This is a genomic window from Arcobacter sp. CECT 8985, assembly GCF_004116495.1.
In the GTDB taxonomy this organism is placed as follows: Bacteria; Campylobacterota; Campylobacteria; order Campylobacterales; family Arcobacteraceae; genus Malaciobacter.
This window is the reverse complement of record NZ_PDKC01000012.1, coordinates 17647-36516: the sequence shown is the minus strand read 5'-3', so window position 1 is coordinate 36516 and position 18870 is coordinate 17647. Positions and strand designations below refer to the sequence as shown.

At 27.0% G+C, this 18870-nt stretch carries 22 protein-coding genes; 2 read left to right on the top strand and 20 right to left on the bottom strand.

Annotated elements, in window-relative coordinates; translation table 11 throughout:
* Positions 1–21 precede the first annotated feature (21 nt).
* The 3 genes from metK to CRU93_RS06950 all read right to left on the bottom strand — a co-directional run bounded on the left by metK (position 22) and on the right by CRU93_RS06950 (position 3983).
* Positions 22–1236 (bottom strand): methionine adenosyltransferase, encoded by a 1215-nt coding sequence (gene metK, locus CRU93_RS06960; protein ID WP_258238856.1) that lies wholly within the window; start codon positions 1234–1236, stop codon positions 22–24.
* A gap of 100 nt (positions 1237–1336) precedes the next feature.
* Entirely contained in the window at positions 1337–3139 is a 1803-nt protein-coding gene (gene glmS / locus CRU93_RS06955; RefSeq protein ID WP_129103468.1) for a glutamine--fructose-6-phosphate transaminase (isomerizing), read from the bottom strand.
* 73 nt (positions 3140–3212) lie between these two features.
* Positions 3213–3983: an inositol monophosphatase family protein gene (locus tag CRU93_RS06950; RefSeq protein ID WP_129103467.1), complete on the bottom strand. Its 771-nt coding sequence runs from the start codon at positions 3981–3983 to the stop codon at positions 3213–3215.
* Positions 3984–4059: 76 nt separating this feature from the next.
* Between CRU93_RS06950 and CRU93_RS06945 the strand changes: the two genes are divergently transcribed.
* Complete coding sequence (locus CRU93_RS06945) at positions 4060–4653, top strand: YkgJ family cysteine cluster protein (RefSeq protein WP_129103466.1); 594 nt, start codon at positions 4060–4062, stop codon at positions 4651–4653.
* Between the two features lie 258 nt (positions 4654–4911).
* On the opposite strand, the gene CRU93_RS06940 is transcribed toward CRU93_RS06945, so the two are convergent.
* The 7 genes from CRU93_RS06940 to CRU93_RS06910 all read right to left on the bottom strand — a co-directional run bounded on the left by CRU93_RS06940 (position 4912) and on the right by CRU93_RS06910 (position 11212).
* Complete coding sequence (locus tag CRU93_RS06940; RefSeq protein WP_129103465.1) at positions 4912–6999, bottom strand: methyl-accepting chemotaxis protein; 2088 nt, start codon at positions 6997–6999, stop codon at positions 4912–4914.
* Between the two features lie 202 nt (positions 7000–7201).
* On the bottom strand, positions 7202–8836 hold the full coding sequence (gene groL / locus CRU93_RS06935) for a chaperonin GroEL (RefSeq protein ID WP_129103464.1): 1635 nt from the start codon (positions 8834–8836) through the stop codon (positions 7202–7204).
* A gap of 61 nt (positions 8837–8897) precedes the next feature.
* Positions 8898–9155, bottom strand: a complete 258-nt coding sequence (groES, locus tag CRU93_RS06930) for a co-chaperone GroES (RefSeq protein ID WP_129103463.1) — start codon at positions 9153–9155, stop codon at positions 8898–8900.
* A 119-nt stretch (positions 9156–9274) separates the two neighbouring features.
* Positions 9275–10138: a polyprenyl synthetase family protein gene (locus tag CRU93_RS06925; RefSeq protein WP_129103462.1), complete on the bottom strand. Its 864-nt coding sequence runs from the start codon at positions 10136–10138 to the stop codon at positions 9275–9277.
* A complete protein-coding gene (locus CRU93_RS06920; RefSeq protein ID WP_129103461.1) occupies positions 10138–10461 on the bottom strand; it encodes a YbaB/EbfC family nucleoid-associated protein in 324 nt (107 codons plus the stop codon). The genes CRU93_RS06925 and CRU93_RS06920 overlap by 1 nt, the downstream gene beginning before the upstream one ends.
* Positions 10454–10837: an aspartate 1-decarboxylase gene (panD, locus tag CRU93_RS06915; RefSeq protein ID WP_129103460.1), complete on the bottom strand. Its 384-nt coding sequence runs from the start codon at positions 10835–10837 to the stop codon at positions 10454–10456. Before panD ends, CRU93_RS06920 begins: the two co-directional genes overlap by 8 nt.
* A 12-nt stretch (positions 10838–10849) precedes the next feature.
* Complete coding sequence (locus CRU93_RS06910; RefSeq protein WP_129103459.1) at positions 10850–11212, bottom strand: ferredoxin; 363 nt, start codon at positions 11210–11212, stop codon at positions 10850–10852.
* Between the two features lie 127 nt (positions 11213–11339).
* Between CRU93_RS06910 and CRU93_RS06905 the strand changes: the two genes are divergently transcribed.
* Positions 11340–11873: a peptidylprolyl isomerase gene (locus CRU93_RS06905; RefSeq protein ID WP_129103458.1), complete on the top strand. Its 534-nt coding sequence runs from the start codon at positions 11340–11342 to the stop codon at positions 11871–11873.
* Between the two features lie 12 nt (positions 11874–11885).
* Here CRU93_RS06905 and CRU93_RS06900 read toward each other — a convergent pair whose 3' ends face one another.
* From CRU93_RS06900 to CRU93_RS06860, 10 genes are read right to left on the bottom strand one after another with little or no spacing between them, the layout of a single operon-like run.
* Positions 11886–13265, bottom strand: a complete 1380-nt coding sequence (locus tag CRU93_RS06900; RefSeq protein ID WP_129103457.1) for a response regulator — start codon at positions 13263–13265, stop codon at positions 11886–11888.
* Complete coding sequence (locus tag CRU93_RS06895) at positions 13252–13656, bottom strand: response regulator (protein WP_129103456.1); 405 nt, start codon at positions 13654–13656, stop codon at positions 13252–13254. The genes CRU93_RS06900 and CRU93_RS06895 overlap by 14 nt, the downstream gene beginning before the upstream one ends.
* The gene (locus CRU93_RS06890; RefSeq protein ID WP_129103455.1) at positions 13656–14147 is read right to left on the bottom strand and encodes a chemotaxis protein CheW; all 492 of its coding nucleotides are present in this window, start codon (positions 14145–14147) and stop codon (positions 13656–13658) included. The genes CRU93_RS06895 and CRU93_RS06890 overlap by 1 nt, the downstream gene beginning before the upstream one ends.
* A gap of 30 nt (positions 14148–14177) precedes the next feature.
* A complete protein-coding gene (locus tag CRU93_RS14145) occupies positions 14178–14324 on the bottom strand; it encodes a hypothetical protein (RefSeq protein WP_164967642.1) in 147 nt (48 codons plus the stop codon).
* A gap of 51 nt (positions 14325–14375) precedes the next feature.
* Positions 14376–15563, bottom strand: a complete 1188-nt coding sequence (gene xseA, locus CRU93_RS06885; protein ID WP_129103454.1) for an exodeoxyribonuclease VII large subunit — start codon at positions 15561–15563, stop codon at positions 14376–14378.
* Positions 15564–15599: 36 nt separating this feature from the next.
* The gene (gene ubiE / locus CRU93_RS06880; RefSeq protein WP_129103453.1) at positions 15600–16310 is read right to left on the bottom strand and encodes a bifunctional demethylmenaquinone methyltransferase/2-methoxy-6-polyprenyl-1,4-benzoquinol methylase UbiE; all 711 of its coding nucleotides are present in this window, start codon (positions 16308–16310) and stop codon (positions 15600–15602) included.
* Positions 16311–16323: 13 nt separating this feature from the next.
* Complete coding sequence (locus tag CRU93_RS06875; protein WP_129103452.1) at positions 16324–16593, bottom strand: hypothetical protein; 270 nt, start codon at positions 16591–16593, stop codon at positions 16324–16326.
* The gene (locus CRU93_RS06870; protein WP_129103451.1) at positions 16590–17381 is read right to left on the bottom strand and encodes a hypothetical protein; all 792 of its coding nucleotides are present in this window, start codon (positions 17379–17381) and stop codon (positions 16590–16592) included. Before CRU93_RS06870 ends, CRU93_RS06875 begins: the two co-directional genes overlap by 4 nt.
* A 3-nt stretch (positions 17382–17384) precedes the next feature.
* The gene (locus tag CRU93_RS06865; RefSeq protein ID WP_129103450.1) at positions 17385–18026 is read right to left on the bottom strand and encodes a 3-methyladenine DNA glycosylase; all 642 of its coding nucleotides are present in this window, start codon (positions 18024–18026) and stop codon (positions 17385–17387) included.
* Positions 18010–18822 carry a TIGR00282 family metallophosphoesterase gene (locus tag CRU93_RS06860; protein WP_129103449.1) on the bottom strand — a complete coding sequence of 271 codons (813 nt, stop codon included), beginning with the start codon at positions 18820–18822 and terminating at the stop codon, positions 18010–18012. Before CRU93_RS06860 ends, CRU93_RS06865 begins: the two co-directional genes overlap by 17 nt.
* Positions 18823–18870 lie beyond the last annotated feature (48 nt).

Genomic DNA, 18870 nt, shown 5'->3' with positions numbered 1-18870 from the left:
CTTTATATCTATACTTAAAATTTATTGTTTTATTCTTTTAAATTTTTCTATTTCATCAAGTTTTTCCCAAGGGTAATCACTTTGTCCAACTTGTCCTCTACTTGCAACATCTGCATAAAGAAATGTTTCAGCAGAAGGTTTATCAAGTCCAAATTTTTCAGTAATCCATCTTGGAGTTAATGGATAATTATCCATTACAAATTGAGATAATTCGTCATCATTAACACTTGTATATGTTCCCATTGTATCAACTGATATAGAAGTTGGTCTAGCTACACCAATTGCATAAGAAAGTTGAACAACAGCTTTTTTAGCAAGTCCTGCTCCAACAATTTGTTTTGCAATCCATCTTCCTGCATAAAGTCCACTTCTATCAACTTTTGTATAATCTTTTGAACTTTGTGCTCCACCACCAATAGGCGCATATCCACCAAAAGAATCAACAATTAACTTTCTTCCAGTTAATCCACTATCATGAAGTGAAGAGTGTGATACATATCTTCCAGTTGGATTTATATGAATAATTGTATTGTCTTTATCATATACACTTGTTGGTAAACCTGTATCATCAATTAGACCTTGAATAAGTGTTCTTACTTCTTCTATTGACATTCCCTCTACAGAAGGAGCACTTACAACTATTGTATGAATTTTTTGTGGTTTACAATTTTCAAAATTTTCTTTTGTTCCATAATCAACAGTAACTTGAGTTTTTATATCTACACCAAGTTTTTGTTTATGGTTTAACGCATAATTATACACTTTATCACATAACATTCTTGCATAAGTAATTGCTGCTGGCATTAAATCAGTTGTTTCAGTTGAAGCAAAACCAAACATAATTCCTTGATCTCCCGCTCCAATATCGCCAGTTTCTTGATCAACACCTTGAGAAATATCAGGACTTTGTTGATTTAATAAAACTTGTACATTTACATCATCAGGGTGTAAGCATTGCTCTTTTGTAAATGATGATTTACCATCATAACCAATTTTTGCAAGGGCAATTTTTACTAACTCTTCATATTCATCATTTGATAAGTTGTAAGTAGATTTCACTTCTCCACCAATTACAACATTTTTTCCAGCAACAAATACCTCAGAAGCAACTCTACTATTTTTATCTTCCATTATTAATTTATCAACAATAGTATCAGCAATTATATCTGCACATTTATCTGGATGTCCAGGGCTTACTACTTCTGAAGTAAATAAATACTCTTTTTTGTTTTCCATCTTTGTTTTCCTTTTAGGTTTTCCATTTTTGTTTTCCATTATTTTTAATTATGTTATTGCTGTATAAAAAATAACAAATATCACAGCAAATTGTTGAATTTTACTCTACTGTTACAGATTTAGCCAAATTTCTTGGCATATCAACATCATTTCCTAATCTAATAGAAATCTCCATAGATAAAAGTTGTAAAACAACTAACATCTCAAAAAATTCTAACATATAATGATCTCTATCATTAGTTTTTATAAAATCATCACTTAACTCAAAGTGAAGTGGTGAAATTGAGCAAATAGTACTATCTCTAGCACTTAATTCTTCAACATTCGATTTAACTTTTTCATAAAGAGAATTTTTTGGCATCAATGCAATAGTAAACAATTCAGGGTCTGCTAAAGCAATTGGTCCATGTTTCATCTCACCAGAAGGATAACCTTCTGCATGTAAATATGAAATCTCTTTAAGTTTTAAAGCACCTTCTAGTGCAAGTGGATAAAATACATCTCTTCCTATAAAGAAAAAACCATGTCCATGAAGATATCTTTTTGATAACCTTCTTGTTTTTTCATGTAACTTATTATTTACAACTAATACTTTTGGAACTTGGCTTAATGCTTGTATTTCTTTTTGTAGTAGCTCTTTTGATAAACTACTTTTTATTTTTGCAAAATATAAAGAAAGCATCCACAATACAACTGTTTGTGTAGAAAAAGCTTTTGTTGATGCAACACCTTTTTCTATTCCAGCTCTTGTCAAAATTGTATTATTAGCAACTCTTGTCATTGAAGAGTTATTTACATTACATACAACTAAAGTTTTAAGTCCTGCATTTTTTGCCATTTTTAAAGCTTCAAGTGTATCAGCTGTTTCTCCACTTTGAGATACAACAATAAATAAAGTATCATTAGTTAAAAGTGGTTCTTTATATCTAAATTCACTTGCTATTTCTACATTACATCTTATTTTGCTTAATCTTTCAAATAAATAAGCAGATGCCATACTTGCATGATAACTTGTACCACATGCACAAATTTTAATTTCATTAATTCCATCTAAAATAGAACTATCTATTTCATCAAAATTAATTTCATTATCTTTAACTCTTCCAAGCATACAATCACTAACAACATCACCTTGCTCATAAATCTCTTTTTCCATAAAAAATCTATGTCCATTTTTTTGAGCAAACTGTTTTGAAGTTGGTAATATACTCCAAATATAATTGTCACTAAATATTTCTAGTTCTTCTTTACTAACAACACCACCTACTCCATCTTCCAAGTAAATTGCATTTTGTGCTAATCCAATTAAAGGTGCATCAGAAGAAGCAAATAAAAACTCCTGTTTTTCATTACCTTTTGCTACAATTAAAGGACTTCCATTTTTAAAAAAGTATATTTTATTTGGATCTGCTTTTGTAACTAAAAGGATTGAAAAAGCACCTTTTAGTTTTGATATTGTATCTTTAAAAGCTTGTTTTGGATCATTAATTTTATTATTAATATTTTCAAATAAGTGAACGATTACTTCTGTATCTGTTTGAGAGATAAATTTATGACCTTGTAATAATAAAGAATCTTTTATCTCTTTATAATTTTCAATAATTCCATTATGAACAATATATGAGTATTGCCCAGAATGTGGATGTGCATTAAGTTCTGTAGGTTTACCATGTGTTGCCCATCTTGTATGCCCAATACCTAATTCAAAACTATTATTTAAAATATTTTTAGTTTTTTCTCTTAAGTTTTCTAATTTTCCTAAGGCTTTATATACTTCAATATCTTCACCATTTAATAATGCTAAACCAGCAGAATCATAACCTCTATATTCAAGTTCTTTTAAACCTTCAAGCAAAATCTTTGTTGTGTTTTTATTTCCAAGATAACCTACTATTCCACACATTAATTATTGACCTTATTTTTTAAATTGAAGCTGATATTATATTGTAATTTTGTTAAAAAACTGCTTTTAGGGCTTATTTTAAATGCTGCAATAATTTCTTATGTATTTTTTTATTTGTAGCAACAATATATTTATCTTTGAAAAGAGTATATTTTTTGCCTTTTTCATTTGATACTTTTCCACCTGCTTCTTTTAAAATTATTATTCCTGCGCTTACATCCCAAGCTTTCAAATTCATTTCATAATATCCTTCATAAGTTCCTCTTGCCACATAACATAAATCAAGTGCTGCAGAACCTAGTCTTCTTATATCTTGACAATTAGGTAAGACATTTTTCATCTGTTTTAAAACCATATTTAAGTCATCTTCACAACTTCCATTTGAATAAGGAAATCCAGTTGAAATCAATGACTTTTGAAAATTATTCTCTTTGGATATTGAAATTTTTTTACCATTTAAAAAAGCTCCTTTTTTAACTTTTGCATAATATAATTCATCTAAAATAGGATTATAAACTATACCAATATATGGTTTTTTATTTTTATATACACCAACTGAAATTGCAGTATGAGGAACTTTATTTACAAAATTAGTAGTTCCATCAATTGGATCAACAATAATTGAGTTATTAAATTCCAAATTTTTATTGTCTGACTCTTCTGCAATTACATTAAAATTTTTAAAATGTTTTAAAAACTGTTCTTTTAGATAATTTTCTACAGCAACATCATAATTTGTTACTAAATCTTTTTTTGCTTTAAATTTAATTTGTTTATTATCATGATAGCCTTCTACTAATATCTTTGAGGCATCTTTTATAATCTTAATTAATTTCTTTTTCATTGTATTTCCTGATTTTTGTTTATTTTAGCACAGTTAATTTATAAAAAAATAAAATAAATTATGATAAAAACTTTGTATGAAAACATTTGAAAAAGTTGAAAATAAAACATACTATTTTAGTTCTTGCGATTCTTGTGAAGCTTTATGTTGTGATGGAAGAGAAGGTTCTTTATTTGCACAAATAATTTTAGAAGATTTTGAAGAAGTATATAAAAACTTTCCAATAGTATTTATATTAGGAGAATTAGGTTTTTTAAAACCTGTAATACTTTTAACAAATGGAAAATCACTTTGCCAATATAATAAAGATTTCAAATGTACAATATATGATCAAAGGCCATCAATTTGTAAAAATTATCCTTTAAGTCCTCATTTAGATAATTCAATTTATATAGATAAAACTTGCCCAGCAACTAAACAAAGAGGTGAAACTATTGTTAAAAACTTTAATATAAATAAAAATTTGAACACTTATGACTTTGATAATTATCAAGATAAATATATAAAAACTCATTTTCATTTTGATAAATATAAAAATTTAGATAATTTAGAAAAAATAATTACTCTAAATGCAGTTGATTTTTATTCCATTAAAACTAATTCAAATGACTACTATATCGACCTTCATCATAAATCTTTAAAAAATATAAATAATTATTACATAATTTAGTTATTTTTATTATATTTTTTTTAAATTTATATTTATAATTTAATTTACATTTAAGGTAATAAAGTGCTATACTTACTTTATCCAATGTAACGGAGGTATGAAGAAATAGGAGTTTTAAATAGATAATTTAAAAGAATATCTTAGCACTGTTACAAACTAAAAATAACATAAGTCAATAGTAAAGACTTGGGGAATAAAATTATTTATTTCTACCATTAGAAAAGGTGAAGGTTTGAAATCTTCACCTTTTTTTATGCTTTAAAAGCTCTCCCATTCATCATCACTTGTAGTATCTTTTACTGTTTTAGGTTTCATATCTACTTTTTGTGATTTTACACTATCAGCTTTTTTTGTACTTTCAAAAGAGTTGTTAGTTAAATTATTAGAAGAGTTACTTTTTTTTAGATTTTTATCTACTTCATCTTTTCCAATAAAGTTTTTCTCATTTGCATCTTTTACAATATCATTTGCAATAGTAGATGTTTCATTTGCAATAGTTTTTGTTTCATTTGCAACTGACGCATTTTGTTGAGTTTGTCTATCCAACATATTAACAGTATCATTTATTTGACTAATTCCTGTTTGTTGCTCTTTACTAGCTGTTTCAACATCACTAATTAAATCTAAAGTTAAAGATATATTTTTATTTAAACTAGAGTATCCTACTATCATTTTATCAGATATTGTTTTGCCATCATTAGCTTTTAATGTTGCAGTTTCAACTAACTCTTTAATCTCTTTAGCTGCTTCTGCACTTCTACTTGCAAGATTTCTTACTTCTTGTGCAACAACTGCAAATCCTTTACCAGCTTCACCTGCAGTTGCTGCTTCTACAGCTGCATTTAATGATAAAATATTTGTTTGGAATGCAATTTTATCAATTACAGTAATTGCTTCTGCGATTGATTGTGTTTGTTCATTTATAGTATCCATTGCTTTTGTAGTTTTTGTTGCTAGTTCTTCTCCTTCATTTGCAGAAGATTTAAGTTCATTTGCATTATTTGCCATTTTTACAACATTTTCAGTATTATGTTTAATATTTGAAGTAATTTCTTCAATTGCTGCTGCTGTTTCTTCTAAACTTGCTGCTGCTTCATTTGATGATCTACTTAATATATCTACATTTTCAAGTAATGTTGTTGCACTATTTTGTAAAGTTATACCATTTGTTTTATTGTTTACCAACATGTCATTAATAATATTTGCAAGTCCGTTTAAACCTTCAACTGTTCCACCACTTGCATTTTCTATTCTGTGCGTAAAATTTAATTTTTGGAACTCTTCTAATGCAAATTTAATTTTATTTAAATCATTTGATATAGTTTTTGATATAACTGTTAGCATTTCATTAAAGATTGTTTTTAATTCTTCTAAACCTTTATTATTAGTCGATAATTTAACTTTTTCATTTAAATTACCATTTTTAACCTCTTCAACCACACGCTTAACATCTTCTATTAATGCATCATCTTTTTCAAGTATTGATTTAGTTTTTTCAATATTTTGATTTACAATATCTGATAAATTAGCAATCTCATCTTTTTCTTTTGTACTTAATAGTTTAACATTTGAAGTCTCATTATTTAAGTATGAGAAGAAGTTTAGTAAGCCTAAATTAAAATCATTTATTCTTGTTTTAATTATTCTACTTAAGTAAAAAGAGAAAAATATTGCAACTAGAATACTAAATAGTGATACAACAATAAAAGTATTAAAAGAAGAGTTAATAGCTTCATCACTATTTTTTTGATTTTTTGCTATTATTTTATATGTATTTTCAGTTAATTCATCCAAGATATTACGCATTGAATTATAATCTTTTAAGTAATTATTAAAATAATAAATTTTAGATTCTCTAAAGTCATTTTTATCAATATAAGATAATAATTTATAAGTATCAGACTTCACCTTTGAATATAACTTATAAAACTTATCAAATCTATCTTTTTTATGTTGCATTTCTGGTAAAAGAAGAGCTCTAAACTTATCAAATCTTTCTTTAACTTGATTCAAATTGCTTTTTACACTTTTTTTAAAATTTTCGATTTTTTCTTTTTCATTCGTATTAATCATCATTGAAACATACACTTTTGACTGAGATGAATCTCTATCAGCTTCAAGTAAAAAAGTAAGCCCATAGTTTATTATCTGAGATAAAGCAATATTTGATTGGTAAGAATCCCTATCACCTTCAAGTAATGAATCAATTCCTTTAAAATCTTTGTGAACTAAATTTGTTACATTAGTTTTAATTTTATTAATATTATGTGCAACATAAATATTTGATAAAACTAAAATAACAATTAATATTGTAAATGAACCAATTATTTTATTTTTAATACTCATAATAAACTCTCCCTTTTAATAAATCTATTATAGTTTAGCAAAAAAAAATGATTTTTTTATATTTAATAAACTTAATTATTATCATTTTTTTTAATTTAGTTAAATTTACACAAAAATATTTAAGAGAGAAAGTAGTGAGAAGAATTAAAATAAAAAAAGTAAAACAAAGGCAAGTGCCTTTGTTTTATAAGTAATCTTTAGATTACATCATACCTGGCATTCCACCCATTCCACCCATGTCTGGCATAGCTGGTGCAGATGGTCTATCTTCTTTTATGTCTGTCACAGTAGCTTCAGTTGTTAAAAGTAAAGATGCTACAGATACTGCATTTTGCATTGCAACTCTTTCAACTTTTGATGGATCTACAATTCCAGCTTCAAACATATCAACATAGTTTCCAGTTGAAGCATCAAATCCATGATTATCATCAGCTTTTTTAACTTCATTTACAACAACACCTGCATCAAATCCTGCATTTGCAGCAATTTGTTTTAATGGTGCTGAAATAGCTCTTAGTACAATATCTGCACCAATTTGCTCGTCACCTTCAAGTTCTAAAGCAACTTTAGTAGCAGCTTTAATTAATGCAGCACCACCACCAATTACAATTCCTTCTTCAACAGCAGCTCTTGTTGCACTTAATGCATCATCAACTCTATCTTTTTTCTCTTTCATTTCTGTTTCAGTAGCAGCACCAACTTTAATTACTGCAACTCCACCAGAAAGTTTTGCAAGTCTCTCTTGTAATTTTTCTCTATCATAATCACTTGTAGTGTTACTGATTTCATTTCTTATTTGACCTACTCTTGCTTCAACAGCTTCTGCACTTCCAGAACCATTTACAATTGTAGTATTATCTTTATCAATTACAACTCTAGCAGCAGTACCTAAAGAGTCAATTGTTGCACCATCTAAAGTCATTCCCATCTCTTCTGAAATAACTGTACCACCAGTTAATACAGCAATATCTTCTAACATTGCTTTTCTTCTATCTCCAAATCCTGGAGCTTTAACTGCAGCAATATTTAAAGAACCTCTTAATCTATTAACAACTAATGTAGCTAATGCTTCACCATCTACATCTTCTGCAACAATTAAAAGTGGTCTTCCTGATTGATTTACTGATTCTAAAATTGGTAACATCTCTTTTAAATTAGAGATTTTTTTATCATATAATAAAATATATGGATTTTCTAATTCTGCCAACATTTTTTCAGAATTTGTTACGAAATAAGGAGATAAATATCCTCTATCAAATTGCATACCTTCAACAACATCTAATTCATCAGATATACCTTTTGCTTCTTCAACAGTAATAACACCATCTTTTCCTACTTTATCCATAGCTTCAGCAATCATAGAACCAATTGCACTATCAGAGTTTGCAGAAATTGTTGCAACTTGTTCAATTTCAGTTTTATTTGCAACATCTTTTGATAATTTTTTTAATTCAGACAATACAGCTTCTGATGCTTTATCCATACCTCTTTTTAAAGTAATAGGATTAGCTCCAGCAGTTACATTTCTTAAACCTTCTTTGAAAATTGAATATGCTAATACAGTAGCAGTTGTTGTTCCATCACCTGCTTCATCAGCAGTTTTTGAAGCAACTTCTTTTACAAGTTGTGCACCCATGTTTTCTAATGTGTCTTCTAATTCAATTTCTCTTGCAACAGATACACCATCTTTAGTAATATTTGGTGCACCGAAAGATTTTTGTAATAAAACGTTTCTTCCTCTTGGTCCCATTGTTACTTTAACAGCATCTGCTAATTTTTCTACACCAGAAAATAATTTATTTCTTGCATTATCACTAAATCTTACTTCTTTTGCCATCAATTTTTCCTTTTATTTTTTGTATTTAAAAAGTGTGTTAATGTAATTGGACTAGCCAATATTACATAACTCCAATAATATTTTCAACATTTAAAACTAAGTATTCTTCACCTTCTAAATTTAACTCTGTACCTCTAAATTGTTCGAATACTACAGTATCACCCACTTTAACATCTTCAACTTTTGAACCAATTGCTAATACTTTAGCTGTTTGTGGTTTCTCTTTTGCATTATCAGGAATATAAATTCCACTTGCAGTTTTGTTTTCAACTTCTGTTCTTTTTACAAGAACTCTTTCACCTAGTGGTTTAAAATTCATTATAGTATCTCCTATCAAGTTTAAAAATTAAATTAGCACTCTATTTTTTTGAGTGCTAAATTTTATAAAATTTTTCTTTTTTTGTCAAGTGGTTTGAGTTAATTTGACTAAAAGTTTATTTATTTCTTGTGTCTGTGTAAATATTTAAATAATAATTTAGATAAAGACTCTTTTAATTGAGTATTAAATGTATTCAATTCATCTTCACATTTGTTTGCTAACATATCTGCTGCATTTATTGATTCTTCTAAACCAAGTAGATTTATAAATGAATTTTTAAAATTATCATTATGAGTAGTTTTTCCAGCTTCTTCTTCACTTTGTGTTTCATCAATAATATCATCTTGAATTTGAAATAGTAAACCTATATCAATACCAAAATTATATAGTTTTTCTTGAAGCTGTAAATCATATTGTGCAATAATTGCTCCCATTTTAAGTGATGCAGCAATTAATTTTGCAGTTTTATGAATATGTAAAAACTCCAATTGTTCTAATTTTAATTTTTGATTCTCAAAATAACAATCAATTGCTTGCCCAATAATCATTCCATCAATTCCACCATCATTTGATAAAACTTTAATTAATTCAATTTTAATATCATTACTTAAAGCAGCATTAGCAAGAAGATTAAAACTATGTGTATTTAAAGCATCTCCAACTAAAATAGCTGTAACTTCATCATATTTTTTGTGTAATGTTTGAAAACCTCTTCTTAAATCAGCATCATCCATTGCAGGTAAGTCATCATGAACCAAAGAATAAGTATGTAAATACTCTAATCCTAATGCAACAGGCAGTGAATTCTCAACTAAAAGTGGATTTTTAGAATTAACAACAGATAGTAAAAGCATTGGCCTAAATCTTTTGCCACCTGCTTTTAACATATCTTCAAGTGCTGATTGAAAATGTGGGTGAAAAGTTTTTGAAGAGGGAAGATTATTAAGTAAATAGTCTTCAAACTTACTTAATTGTTCCATCATTATGATTTTTGTCCAAAAGAGCCCATTCCACCCATCATATTCATGGCCATCATCTTTTTATTTTCATCTGATTGTTTTAAGACATCGTTCATACAAGAGATTAACAGTATTTGTAATGAATCTTTGTCGTCCATTAAAGAATCATCAATTTTTAAATCTACTACTTCACTATTACCATTAATAGAAATTTCAACCATTCCTCCACCTGCTTTTGCAGTAAACATTTTAGAAGAGTTTTCTTCTTTTGCTTTTTCTGCCAGTTCTTGAACTTGGTTCATCATCTCATTTAAGTTTAACTTACTTAAATCCATTCCATCAAACATAGTCACTTCCTACTAATTCATTAGTTATAGTTTCAACATTGTTATTCTCATCTACAAGAACAACTGTTGGTTTATAATTTTCCAATTCTTTTTCATTATATGAAGCATAAGAGATTACAATAATTTTATCTCCAATTTCAACTTTTCTAGCTGCAGCTCCATTTAAGCACATATCTTTACTGCCAGCTTTACCTTTTATTACATAAGTAGCAAATCTTTCACCATTGTTGATGTTTACAATATCAACTTTTTGTCCAACTCTTAATTTTGCTGCACTCATAAGTTCTTCATCAATTGTAATTGAACCTACATAGTTCAAGTTAGCATCACTAACTGTCGCTCTATGAATTTTGCTATATAACATATCAAATGTCATTTTTTTAACCCTTTATTTTACTAAACTTATTGGTTCAGACCAATATTGCTCAGGCATTAAATACTCAGTTACAGGCTCTTTGCCTAGTATATGATTATCGATTATTTTATCTATTTTTTCCTTAGATAACTGACAATACATATAATGCCCTGGTTCAACTAACATTACTGGTCCAAATTGACACCTTCCAAGACAGGCTGTTCTTACTGCTTGAACTGGTCCCATAATACCTTTTTGCATCAAATTTTGCGCTAAATAATTAAATAAATCTTGAGTCTGTTCATTTACACATGCAGGTTTTGGCATTCCAGGAGGTGCACTTTGTTCACATTTAAACATAAAGAATGTAGGTTGTGGCATAGAGGCATTTTCCATAAATTATCCTTATAACTTAGTATTTAATTTTAACAAACAATTATTAAAATTTTATAAATTTACTTTTTTAATGTTATATTAAAATCATTCATATTATACTATTTTCAAAAAAAAATAAAGGGCTTTAATGTTTAAAATTTTTATACTTATTTCATCTATGGTACTGATGTTACAAGCAGCAAATCCAATTGCTATTTTAAAAACATCAAAAGGTGATATACAAATTCAACTAAGAAAAGATTTGGCTCCAAAGGCAGTAGAAAACTTTGTTACTCATGCAGAAAATGGATATTATAATGGAACTATTTTCCATAGAATTATTAAAAACTTTATGATTCAAGGTGGAGATCCAACTGGTACAGGTAGAGGTGGAGAATCAATTTGGAAAAAGCCATTTAAAGATGAATTTGCACCAAATGCAGTATTTGACAAACCAGGTATTCTAGCAATGGCAAATAGAGGACCAAATACAAATGGAAGTCAATTTTTTATAACAACTGCACCAACATATTGGCTTAATGGAAAACATACTATTTTTGGTTATGTAAAAAAAGGAATGGATGTTGTAAGAAAACTTGAAGATGTTCCTACTTCTGGACAATATAAAGGAAATAAACCTTTAATTGATCAAAAAATAATTAGTATTAAAATAAAAAAATAGAGTTAATTTACTCTATTTTTTAGTTAGTGAAAATATTTTATTAATAAGAGATCTATCTGCACTTCGCATAATCTCTTTTTCTAAACTTTCTACTTTTTTTGCTTCTGCTTTTGCTTTTTCTTTCCAATACTCAATTTTTTGACTCATCATTTCAGCATTATCAATTTTTCCAAGTTTTGTTTTTATATCATGAAGCTCTTGTTCTAAATCTTCAATTTCCATTTGAGAATTAACTTCAAGTTGTCTACATTTTTTTTCATAATGTTCTATTGTATCTTCAAGTTTTACATTTAATTTTTTTACTTTTATTTTTAGATCTGCATTCTCTTTACTTGCTTTTAGGGAGTAAGTACTATCAAGTTTATTTTTTTGTTGAATACTCTTTTGATAATTTAATTCACTTTTTAATTGTTTATTTTCTTTGTATAAATTCTCAATTTTATATAAGGATTTATCTCTTTGTGTTTGCAAACTTTTTATTTTACTTTTTAAATCTTTTATATCATGTTTAAGATTATTAATAGTGACTGTTTGCTCTGCACTTCCCTCTTTACTTTTAATAAAAATATCACCTTTATCTTTTATAAGTGCTTTTTGTATCTCTCTTTTTTTATTCAACTCTTCTGTTATATCATTTTGTACACATAATGTACCTGTTACTTCTTGATTATCATTTAAAGTTGTAATTATATAAGTGTCAGATATATATGAACCACCCTCTTTTGTAATATTTTTAATTCTACCTTTCCAAGGCTTATTTAAATTTATTGATTCATATATATCATCATAAATTTTTGAATCAGTATCTTTGTGTCTTAAATATTTTAAGTCTTTGCCAATTAATTCATCTTTAGAAAATTCAGTTGTATGACAAAACAGTTCATTTACATATACAATTTTTAAATTTTCATCTGTTTTAATTACTATATTATTTGTATCAATTACATCTTTATATTTTTCTAATTCAGAATTTTGATTATTAATTAACTCATTTTGATACAAAATAGTTGCCAATTCATCTAAAACTACAAGTAAAGCTCTAATATCAATTGGTTTTATAATATATTCATAAACTTTGAGTTTTATTGCATCTGATAAAAATTGTGTATCTGAATATGCAGTTGTAAAAATTACAGGCACAGTTTTATTTACTTCTCTGATTTTTTTAACCATTTCTGTACCATTTAAATATGGCATATTTATATCAGATATAATTACATTTATTTCATTTTGATTTTTGAGATATTGTTCTAATCCATCTTTACCATCACAAGCTGTGTATGTTTTTCCAAAAAAATTAGATAACATACCTGATAACTCTTTTCTTATACTATCATCGTCTTCTACATATAAAGCATTAAGTTTTTTTAAATTCTCTTTATTTATCGTCATTTTTACCTAATTTCATTGAATATATTAAATCAATAAACTTAATAAAATCAAAAGGTTTTAATAAATAATTTTCAACTCCATACATTTTTGCTTTTTGTCTATATTCACTTTCAGTATGTGCTGTCATTATTATAATAGGCAAAGTAGGATTAGTCTCTCTTATTTTTTCTATCATTTCTAAGCCATTTATAATTGGCATATTAATATCTGTTATGACAATATCAATATCATCATTTTTATCTATTAAATCTAATGCTTCTTTACCATTTTGAGCAGTCAAAAAGTTTGCTTCTAATTTAGTTAAAGTATCACTTATTATCTTTATTAAGTCATACTCATCTTCAACAAAAAGAAGTTTAATCTTTTTAAGTTCCTCAATTTTTGCATTCATTAAGAGTCTTTTAATTCATCTTTATGTACAACTGATTCAATATCCATAACTACAAGCATTTGATTATTTTCTAATCTTACGAAACCTTTTAGATATTTTGAAGGAATTGCAGAACCCATATCAGAAACTGGAGCCAAAGAAGATGTATCTAATCTTTGAACATCATCAACTTTATCAACAACAATTCCAATCATTCTTTTATCTTGAGTAATTACTGCAATTACTGCAGTATTTGAATCATAAATTGGTTCACCAGTATTAAATTTAATTCTTACATCTAAGATTGGAACAACTTCACCTCTTAAATTAATAAGACCTTTTACCCAATTTTCAGTATTTGGCAAATGAGTAATAATATCAGGATAAGTCAAGATTTCCCTAATTTTTGGTAATTCAATTGCATATTTCATTGCCCCAAGTTCAAATGTCATATACTCACTAGTATTAACATAATCAATTATATCGTCTTCATTGTTTAATTTCTTTTCCATAAGGTGGTTCTCCTTTTATTTACACTTACATTATTCTACAAAATTTATCTTTAAAACTGATTGTTTAAATTTAGGAATTGCTTGCTTTATATTAAAAACAAATGTTTCATTATAGATAATTATATCATAAAATCTAAAATTAAAAACAGAGTCTTTTTTTGTTAAGGAACAAAACATAAAGCACCTTTTAAGAAGTTTTTATATTTTATCTATAATAAACTTAATATTTTATTGTTTTTCTATACTCTCAATTTTGGCTGTTGCAATATATTCTGGGGTTTGTAATGATATTGCATCACCACTTTTTACACTATTTAACTCTATTAATTTATCATCTTTACTGATTTGAACAAATCCCTTTTTATCTCTATTTTTTGGATTACTAATTTCAAAAGAATTCTTAAGTAAATTGACACTGTTTTGGCAATTATTTAAAATATTTGAAAATCTATTTTCAAAGCTAAGTTTTAACATCTTAATTTCAGAAGCAATTAGATTGAACTTTGTTTCTATTGAGTTTTGTTCATACATTCTTTTCAAATGTATAATATTTTGTTCTTTTGTATATAAAATATTTTTCAATCTATTTTCAAAATCTTGTTGTAAAGTATCTAAATATATTCTATGTTCATTCATATCAGGTAGTGCTATTTCTATTGCATTTGAGGGTGTTGCAGCCCTTACATCTGCAACAAAATCTGAAATCAAAAAATCAACTTCATGTCCAACTGAAGATATTATAGGTGTCTTAGCATTATAAATTGCATCTGCAACTATTTCTTCATTGAAAGCCCATAAATCTTCAAGACTTCCCCCTCCTCTACCTACAATCATAATATCGCAATTTAAATTATCAGCATAATTAATAGAAGATACAATATCTTCTTTTGCAGTTTCACCTTGAACTAAAGTTGGAACTAAAATAAACTCAACTAAATTCCATCTATGATGTGCAACTTTTAGCATATCTTGTATTGCTGCACCTGTAGGAGAAGTAACTAATGCTATTTTTTTAGGATATTTAGGTAAAGTTTTTTTTATAGATTGTTCAAAATATCCTTTTGCTTTTAGTTTCTCTTTTAATTGTTCATATGCCAAAGCTAAAGCACCTTGCCCCGAAGGTTCAATTCTATTGCATATTAATTGATAACTTCCTCTTGGAGTATATACAGTAAGACTTCCTCTAATATTTATTTTTAGCCCAACTTCTAATTGAAACTTTAAATATTTTGTATTTCCTCTAAACATAACGCAAGAAATAGTAGAATTTTTATCTTTAATAGAAAAATATATATGACCAGAACTATGGTATGTTAAATTTGAGATTTCACCTTCTACATAAATATTCATAAAAGTTGTTTCAAGTAATGATTTTATCTGTGTACTAAGTGCTGTAACTGTAATTGGTGCGTTCATAAGACCTCTTTAAAAAGGAGAAAACTCCTTTTTTATTTAGATTTTTCTTGCGATTATTAAAGTTGAGATATTCATAGAAAAAGCTTTTGTATAAATTGGCTCTAATCCAGCTTCTTTTAACTCTTTACATAAATTATCAGTAGTTAAAAACTCATCAATTGAGTTTGGAAGATATGTATATGCTTCTTTATTTTTTGTAATCATTCCACCTAAAGTTGGTAAAATTTTATTAATATAAAAATCAGTTAAATAATCAATTGGAGAATTTTTTTCATTTTTAGTAAACTCACTAATAACTACTAAACCATTTTGTTTTAAAACTCTTGCAAACTCATGAAAAGCTTCTTGTCTTTGAACAACATTTCTAATACCATATGAAATAGAGATAATGTCTGCACTTGAATCATCTAAAGGCATACTAGCTGCACCTGCTTCAATAAACTCTACTTCTGGCAATTTTTTCTTTGCAACATCCATCATTCCAACACTTGGATCAACTCCAATAATATTTTTTAATTCTATATTATTATCTTTTGCAATCTTTTTCCAAAAAGTAATCATATCACCTGTTCCACAAGCAACATCTACAATTTTTTCTACACTTTTATGATCATAAAAATCAAATGCTAATTTACAAGCTTTATTTCTCCAACTTTTATCAATTCCCATACTAAGTACTCTATTTGCAATATCATATTTTCCTGATATATCATTAAACATTGATACGATTTTTTCTTGTTTACCCATTAATTTTCCTAAATTATAATAAAAATTTTCCTACAAATAATCCTAAAATAAAACCAATATTAATCATAATTAATGATCTTAAGAAACTTATTTTCTTATTCATTTTTGGTATTTGAGATATAATTTGTTTTTGTTTTTCTAAAGACTTTTCAAATACAGCTGAAGAGTCTTTTAATGTTTTTGTTGATGTATTTATATCTTTAAAAGATTTTCGAAGTGCAAGTTCTGAAAATTCAAGCCTTTCAACTATTTCTTTGGCTTGTTTAAAGCTCATTTCACTCATTTTTTAATTTCAATCCATCTATCTAGATCATGAAAAATTCTATTTAATGTTCCTAAAACATAATCTTTTGCTTCAGTTTGAATTCTTCTAAAGAATAGATACTTTCTTGCACTTTCAACATCCCCAAGCTCTTTTGCATGGATTGCTTTTGCTGCAAAATCAGTATTATTATATGCCATTTCCCAAACAGTACTTCCCAAATATCTACTCATAGTAATAATTTTATCATTTTTTACAGGAAAATATTTTGGATTTTTTATAAAATCATGTAGTGCAGAATTGCTCTCTAAATATTTATGTCCAAAAAAATTAATAAACTGCTCTTCTATATAATCTGGTTCCATAGAAATAGCTCTATTTAAAGCAAATAACATGTTTTTTTCTGGATTTTCTTCAATTTTTCTAATCTTTTTCATTGTAGCAATAGCATTTTTCCCATCAAGCTCACCATCACCTAAAGGAATAATCCATTTTACATTTCCAAATGAACCTACTTTTTTAATCTCTTCTAAAACTAAAGATGATGTTTTATTTCCACCCACATCAACTATTATTTCATGGTTATCATCCATTAACATTAGTTCGTCTAAGTTAGATAATTTATTAGTACCTAACATTTGTTTATCAACTATTTCTGTTCTAGTAAAAGACCTACTATCATTATTTTCATCATCAATTTCAATATATCTTATTTTTTTACCGTGTTTTTTATAAAGATAAGGTGCAATAACTTGCATTGCAACAGTAGATTTTCCTACTCCACCTTTTGTTTGTGGAATTATAATCATCAGTTAATCCTTTGGATTTCGTTTCATAAATTCGACAATTTTGCCATGAAACCTACAATAAATTTCATTTAATGTTATTTCATAACCATAAAGTTTTTTTATTTTATCGTAATTTTCATTAATTCCATATACTAGCCATGTTTGTATATCATCATATGAGTCAAATTCATAATTAAACCTTTTTAATAGTCTTGCTGTATATTTATCAACAACCATATACTCTTTATGACAAGAATAACACAAAATTGCATCTCTTGTCTCTTCTCCTATTCCTTTTTGACTCAATAACCAATTAGAAGTAACATTTTGTTTAAAATTATCAAAAGAAAAAAACTCTTCTATTATATTTTTACATATTTGTTTTAATCTTTTTGATTTTTGATTTTTAAAACCACTTGGTGCAATTGCATTTGTTAATAACACAATATCACTCATTGCTAAATTTTCTAAAGTTAGATAATTTAGTTTTTTTAAATTTTCAAGTGATTTTTCAACATTTATCCATTTTGTATTTTGAGTTAATATAGCTCCAACTAAAATCTCAAAATCATCATCGCTTGGCCACCAAAGTTCTGGTTCTTTTGAAATTAACTCTTGATTTTTTAAGAATTTTAATAGTTCATATGAATTAGTTAATGATTGCATCTGTTATTATCAACTCTTTTTTATCACAAAATTTCTTTATTTTAAAAGCATTAATAGCTTTTCCATCATCAATATCTATTACCATTAATTGAAATACACTTTTACAACTATTTGGTATTTGAAAATGTCCACCTAATCCAGTAGTTGCTTTTTCAATAGGAACTTTACTATCCATTCCAATTACATTATCTCTGCAACCTGTTAATCCAATATCAGTTAAATATGCTGTATTATCCATAATTTGTAAATCGTCTGTACCTACATGAGTATGAGTTCCACAAATAGCACTTACTTGATTTTTTAACATCATAAAAATAACTCTTTTTTCACTAGTTGCTTCACCGTGAAAATCTATAAAAATATTTTTTATACCCTGCTCATGCAAAGAAGAAACAAGCTTTTTTGCCCAATTAAAAGGATTTTCAACTGTTGGCATAGAAAATTGTCCCATTAAATTTATAACTGCAAGTTTTTCACCTTTTACATCAACAATTTTAACTCCACTTCCAACTAAACCTTCAGGATAATTATCAGGTCTTAACACAGGTTTTGTTTCAAGTAAAGCTATCATCTCTTTTTTCTTATCAAAAGAGTGATTACCACCTGTAATTATATTTATGCCACTTTTTAATAATTCATCACAATTTTTAATTGTAAGTCCAAATCCATGGGATGCATTCTCTGCATTTGCAATAACATAATCTATACTGTAATCTTCAATTATTCTTTTTAGATTCTCTTTAATTATCTTTCGACCAGGTCTTCCTACAATATCACCAATAAAAGCTATTCTCATATTATTTCACTTTTGTTTTTGTAAAATTGTATTGTAATTATTATTTAT

Excerpts from the sequence above, each read along its gene's own strand:
- metK (WP_258238856.1), bottom strand. The coding sequence starts at position 1,236 with ATGGAAAACAAAAAAGAGTATTTATTTACTTCAGAAGTAGTAAGCCCT.
- glmS (WP_129103468.1), bottom strand. The coding sequence starts at position 3,139 with ATGTGTGGAATAGTAGGTTATCTTGGAAATAAAAACACAACAAAGATT.
- CRU93_RS06950 (WP_129103467.1), bottom strand. The coding sequence starts at position 3,983 with ATGAAAAAGAAATTAATTAAGATTATAAAAGATGCCTCAAAGATATTA.
- CRU93_RS06945 (WP_129103466.1), top strand. The coding sequence starts at position 4,060 with ATGAAAACATTTGAAAAAGTTGAAAATAAAACATACTATTTTAGTTCT.
- CRU93_RS06940 (WP_129103465.1), bottom strand. The coding sequence starts at position 6,999 with ATGAGTATTAAAAATAAAATAATTGGTTCATTTACAATATTAATTGTT.
- groL (WP_129103464.1), bottom strand. The coding sequence starts at position 8,836 with ATGGCAAAAGAAGTAAGATTTAGTGATAATGCAAGAAATAAATTATTT.
- groES (WP_129103463.1), bottom strand. The coding sequence starts at position 9,155 with ATGAATTTTAAACCACTAGGTGAAAGAGTTCTTGTAAAAAGAACAGAA.
- CRU93_RS06925 (WP_129103462.1), bottom strand. The coding sequence starts at position 10,138 with ATGATGGAACAATTAAGTAAGTTTGAAGACTATTTACTTAATAATCTT.
- CRU93_RS06920 (WP_129103461.1), bottom strand. The coding sequence starts at position 10,461 with ATGTTTGATGGAATGGATTTAAGTAAGTTAAACTTAAATGAGATGATG.
- panD (WP_129103460.1), bottom strand. The coding sequence starts at position 10,837 with ATGACATTTGATATGTTATATAGCAAAATTCATAGAGCGACAGTTAGT.
- CRU93_RS06910 (WP_129103459.1), bottom strand. The coding sequence starts at position 11,212 with ATGGAAAATGCCTCTATGCCACAACCTACATTCTTTATGTTTAAATGT.
- CRU93_RS06905 (WP_129103458.1), top strand. The coding sequence starts at position 11,340 with ATGTTTAAAATTTTTATACTTATTTCATCTATGGTACTGATGTTACAA.
- CRU93_RS06900 (WP_129103457.1), bottom strand. The coding sequence starts at position 13,265 with ATGACGATAAATAAAGAGAATTTAAAAAAACTTAATGCTTTATATGTA.
- CRU93_RS06895 (WP_129103456.1), bottom strand. The coding sequence starts at position 13,656 with ATGAATGCAAAAATTGAGGAACTTAAAAAGATTAAACTTCTTTTTGTT.
- CRU93_RS06890 (WP_129103455.1), bottom strand. The coding sequence starts at position 14,147 with ATGGAAAAGAAATTAAACAATGAAGACGATATAATTGATTATGTTAAT.
- CRU93_RS14145 (WP_164967642.1), bottom strand. The coding sequence starts at position 14,324 with ATGTTTTGTTCCTTAACAAAAAAAGACTCTGTTTTTAATTTTAGATTT.
- xseA (WP_129103454.1), bottom strand. The coding sequence starts at position 15,563 with ATGAACGCACCAATTACAGTTACAGCACTTAGTACACAGATAAAATCA.
- ubiE (WP_129103453.1), bottom strand. The coding sequence starts at position 16,310 with ATGGGTAAACAAGAAAAAATCGTATCAATGTTTAATGATATATCAGGA.
- CRU93_RS06875 (WP_129103452.1), bottom strand. The coding sequence starts at position 16,593 with ATGAGTGAAATGAGCTTTAAACAAGCCAAAGAAATAGTTGAAAGGCTT.
- CRU93_RS06870 (WP_129103451.1), bottom strand. The coding sequence starts at position 17,381 with ATGATTATAATTCCACAAACAAAAGGTGGAGTAGGAAAATCTACTGTT.
- CRU93_RS06865 (WP_129103450.1), bottom strand. The coding sequence starts at position 18,026 with ATGCAATCATTAACTAATTCATATGAACTATTAAAATTCTTAAAAAAT.
- CRU93_RS06860 (WP_129103449.1), bottom strand. The coding sequence starts at position 18,822 with ATGAGAATAGCTTTTATTGGTGATATTGTAGGAAGACCTGGTCGAAAG.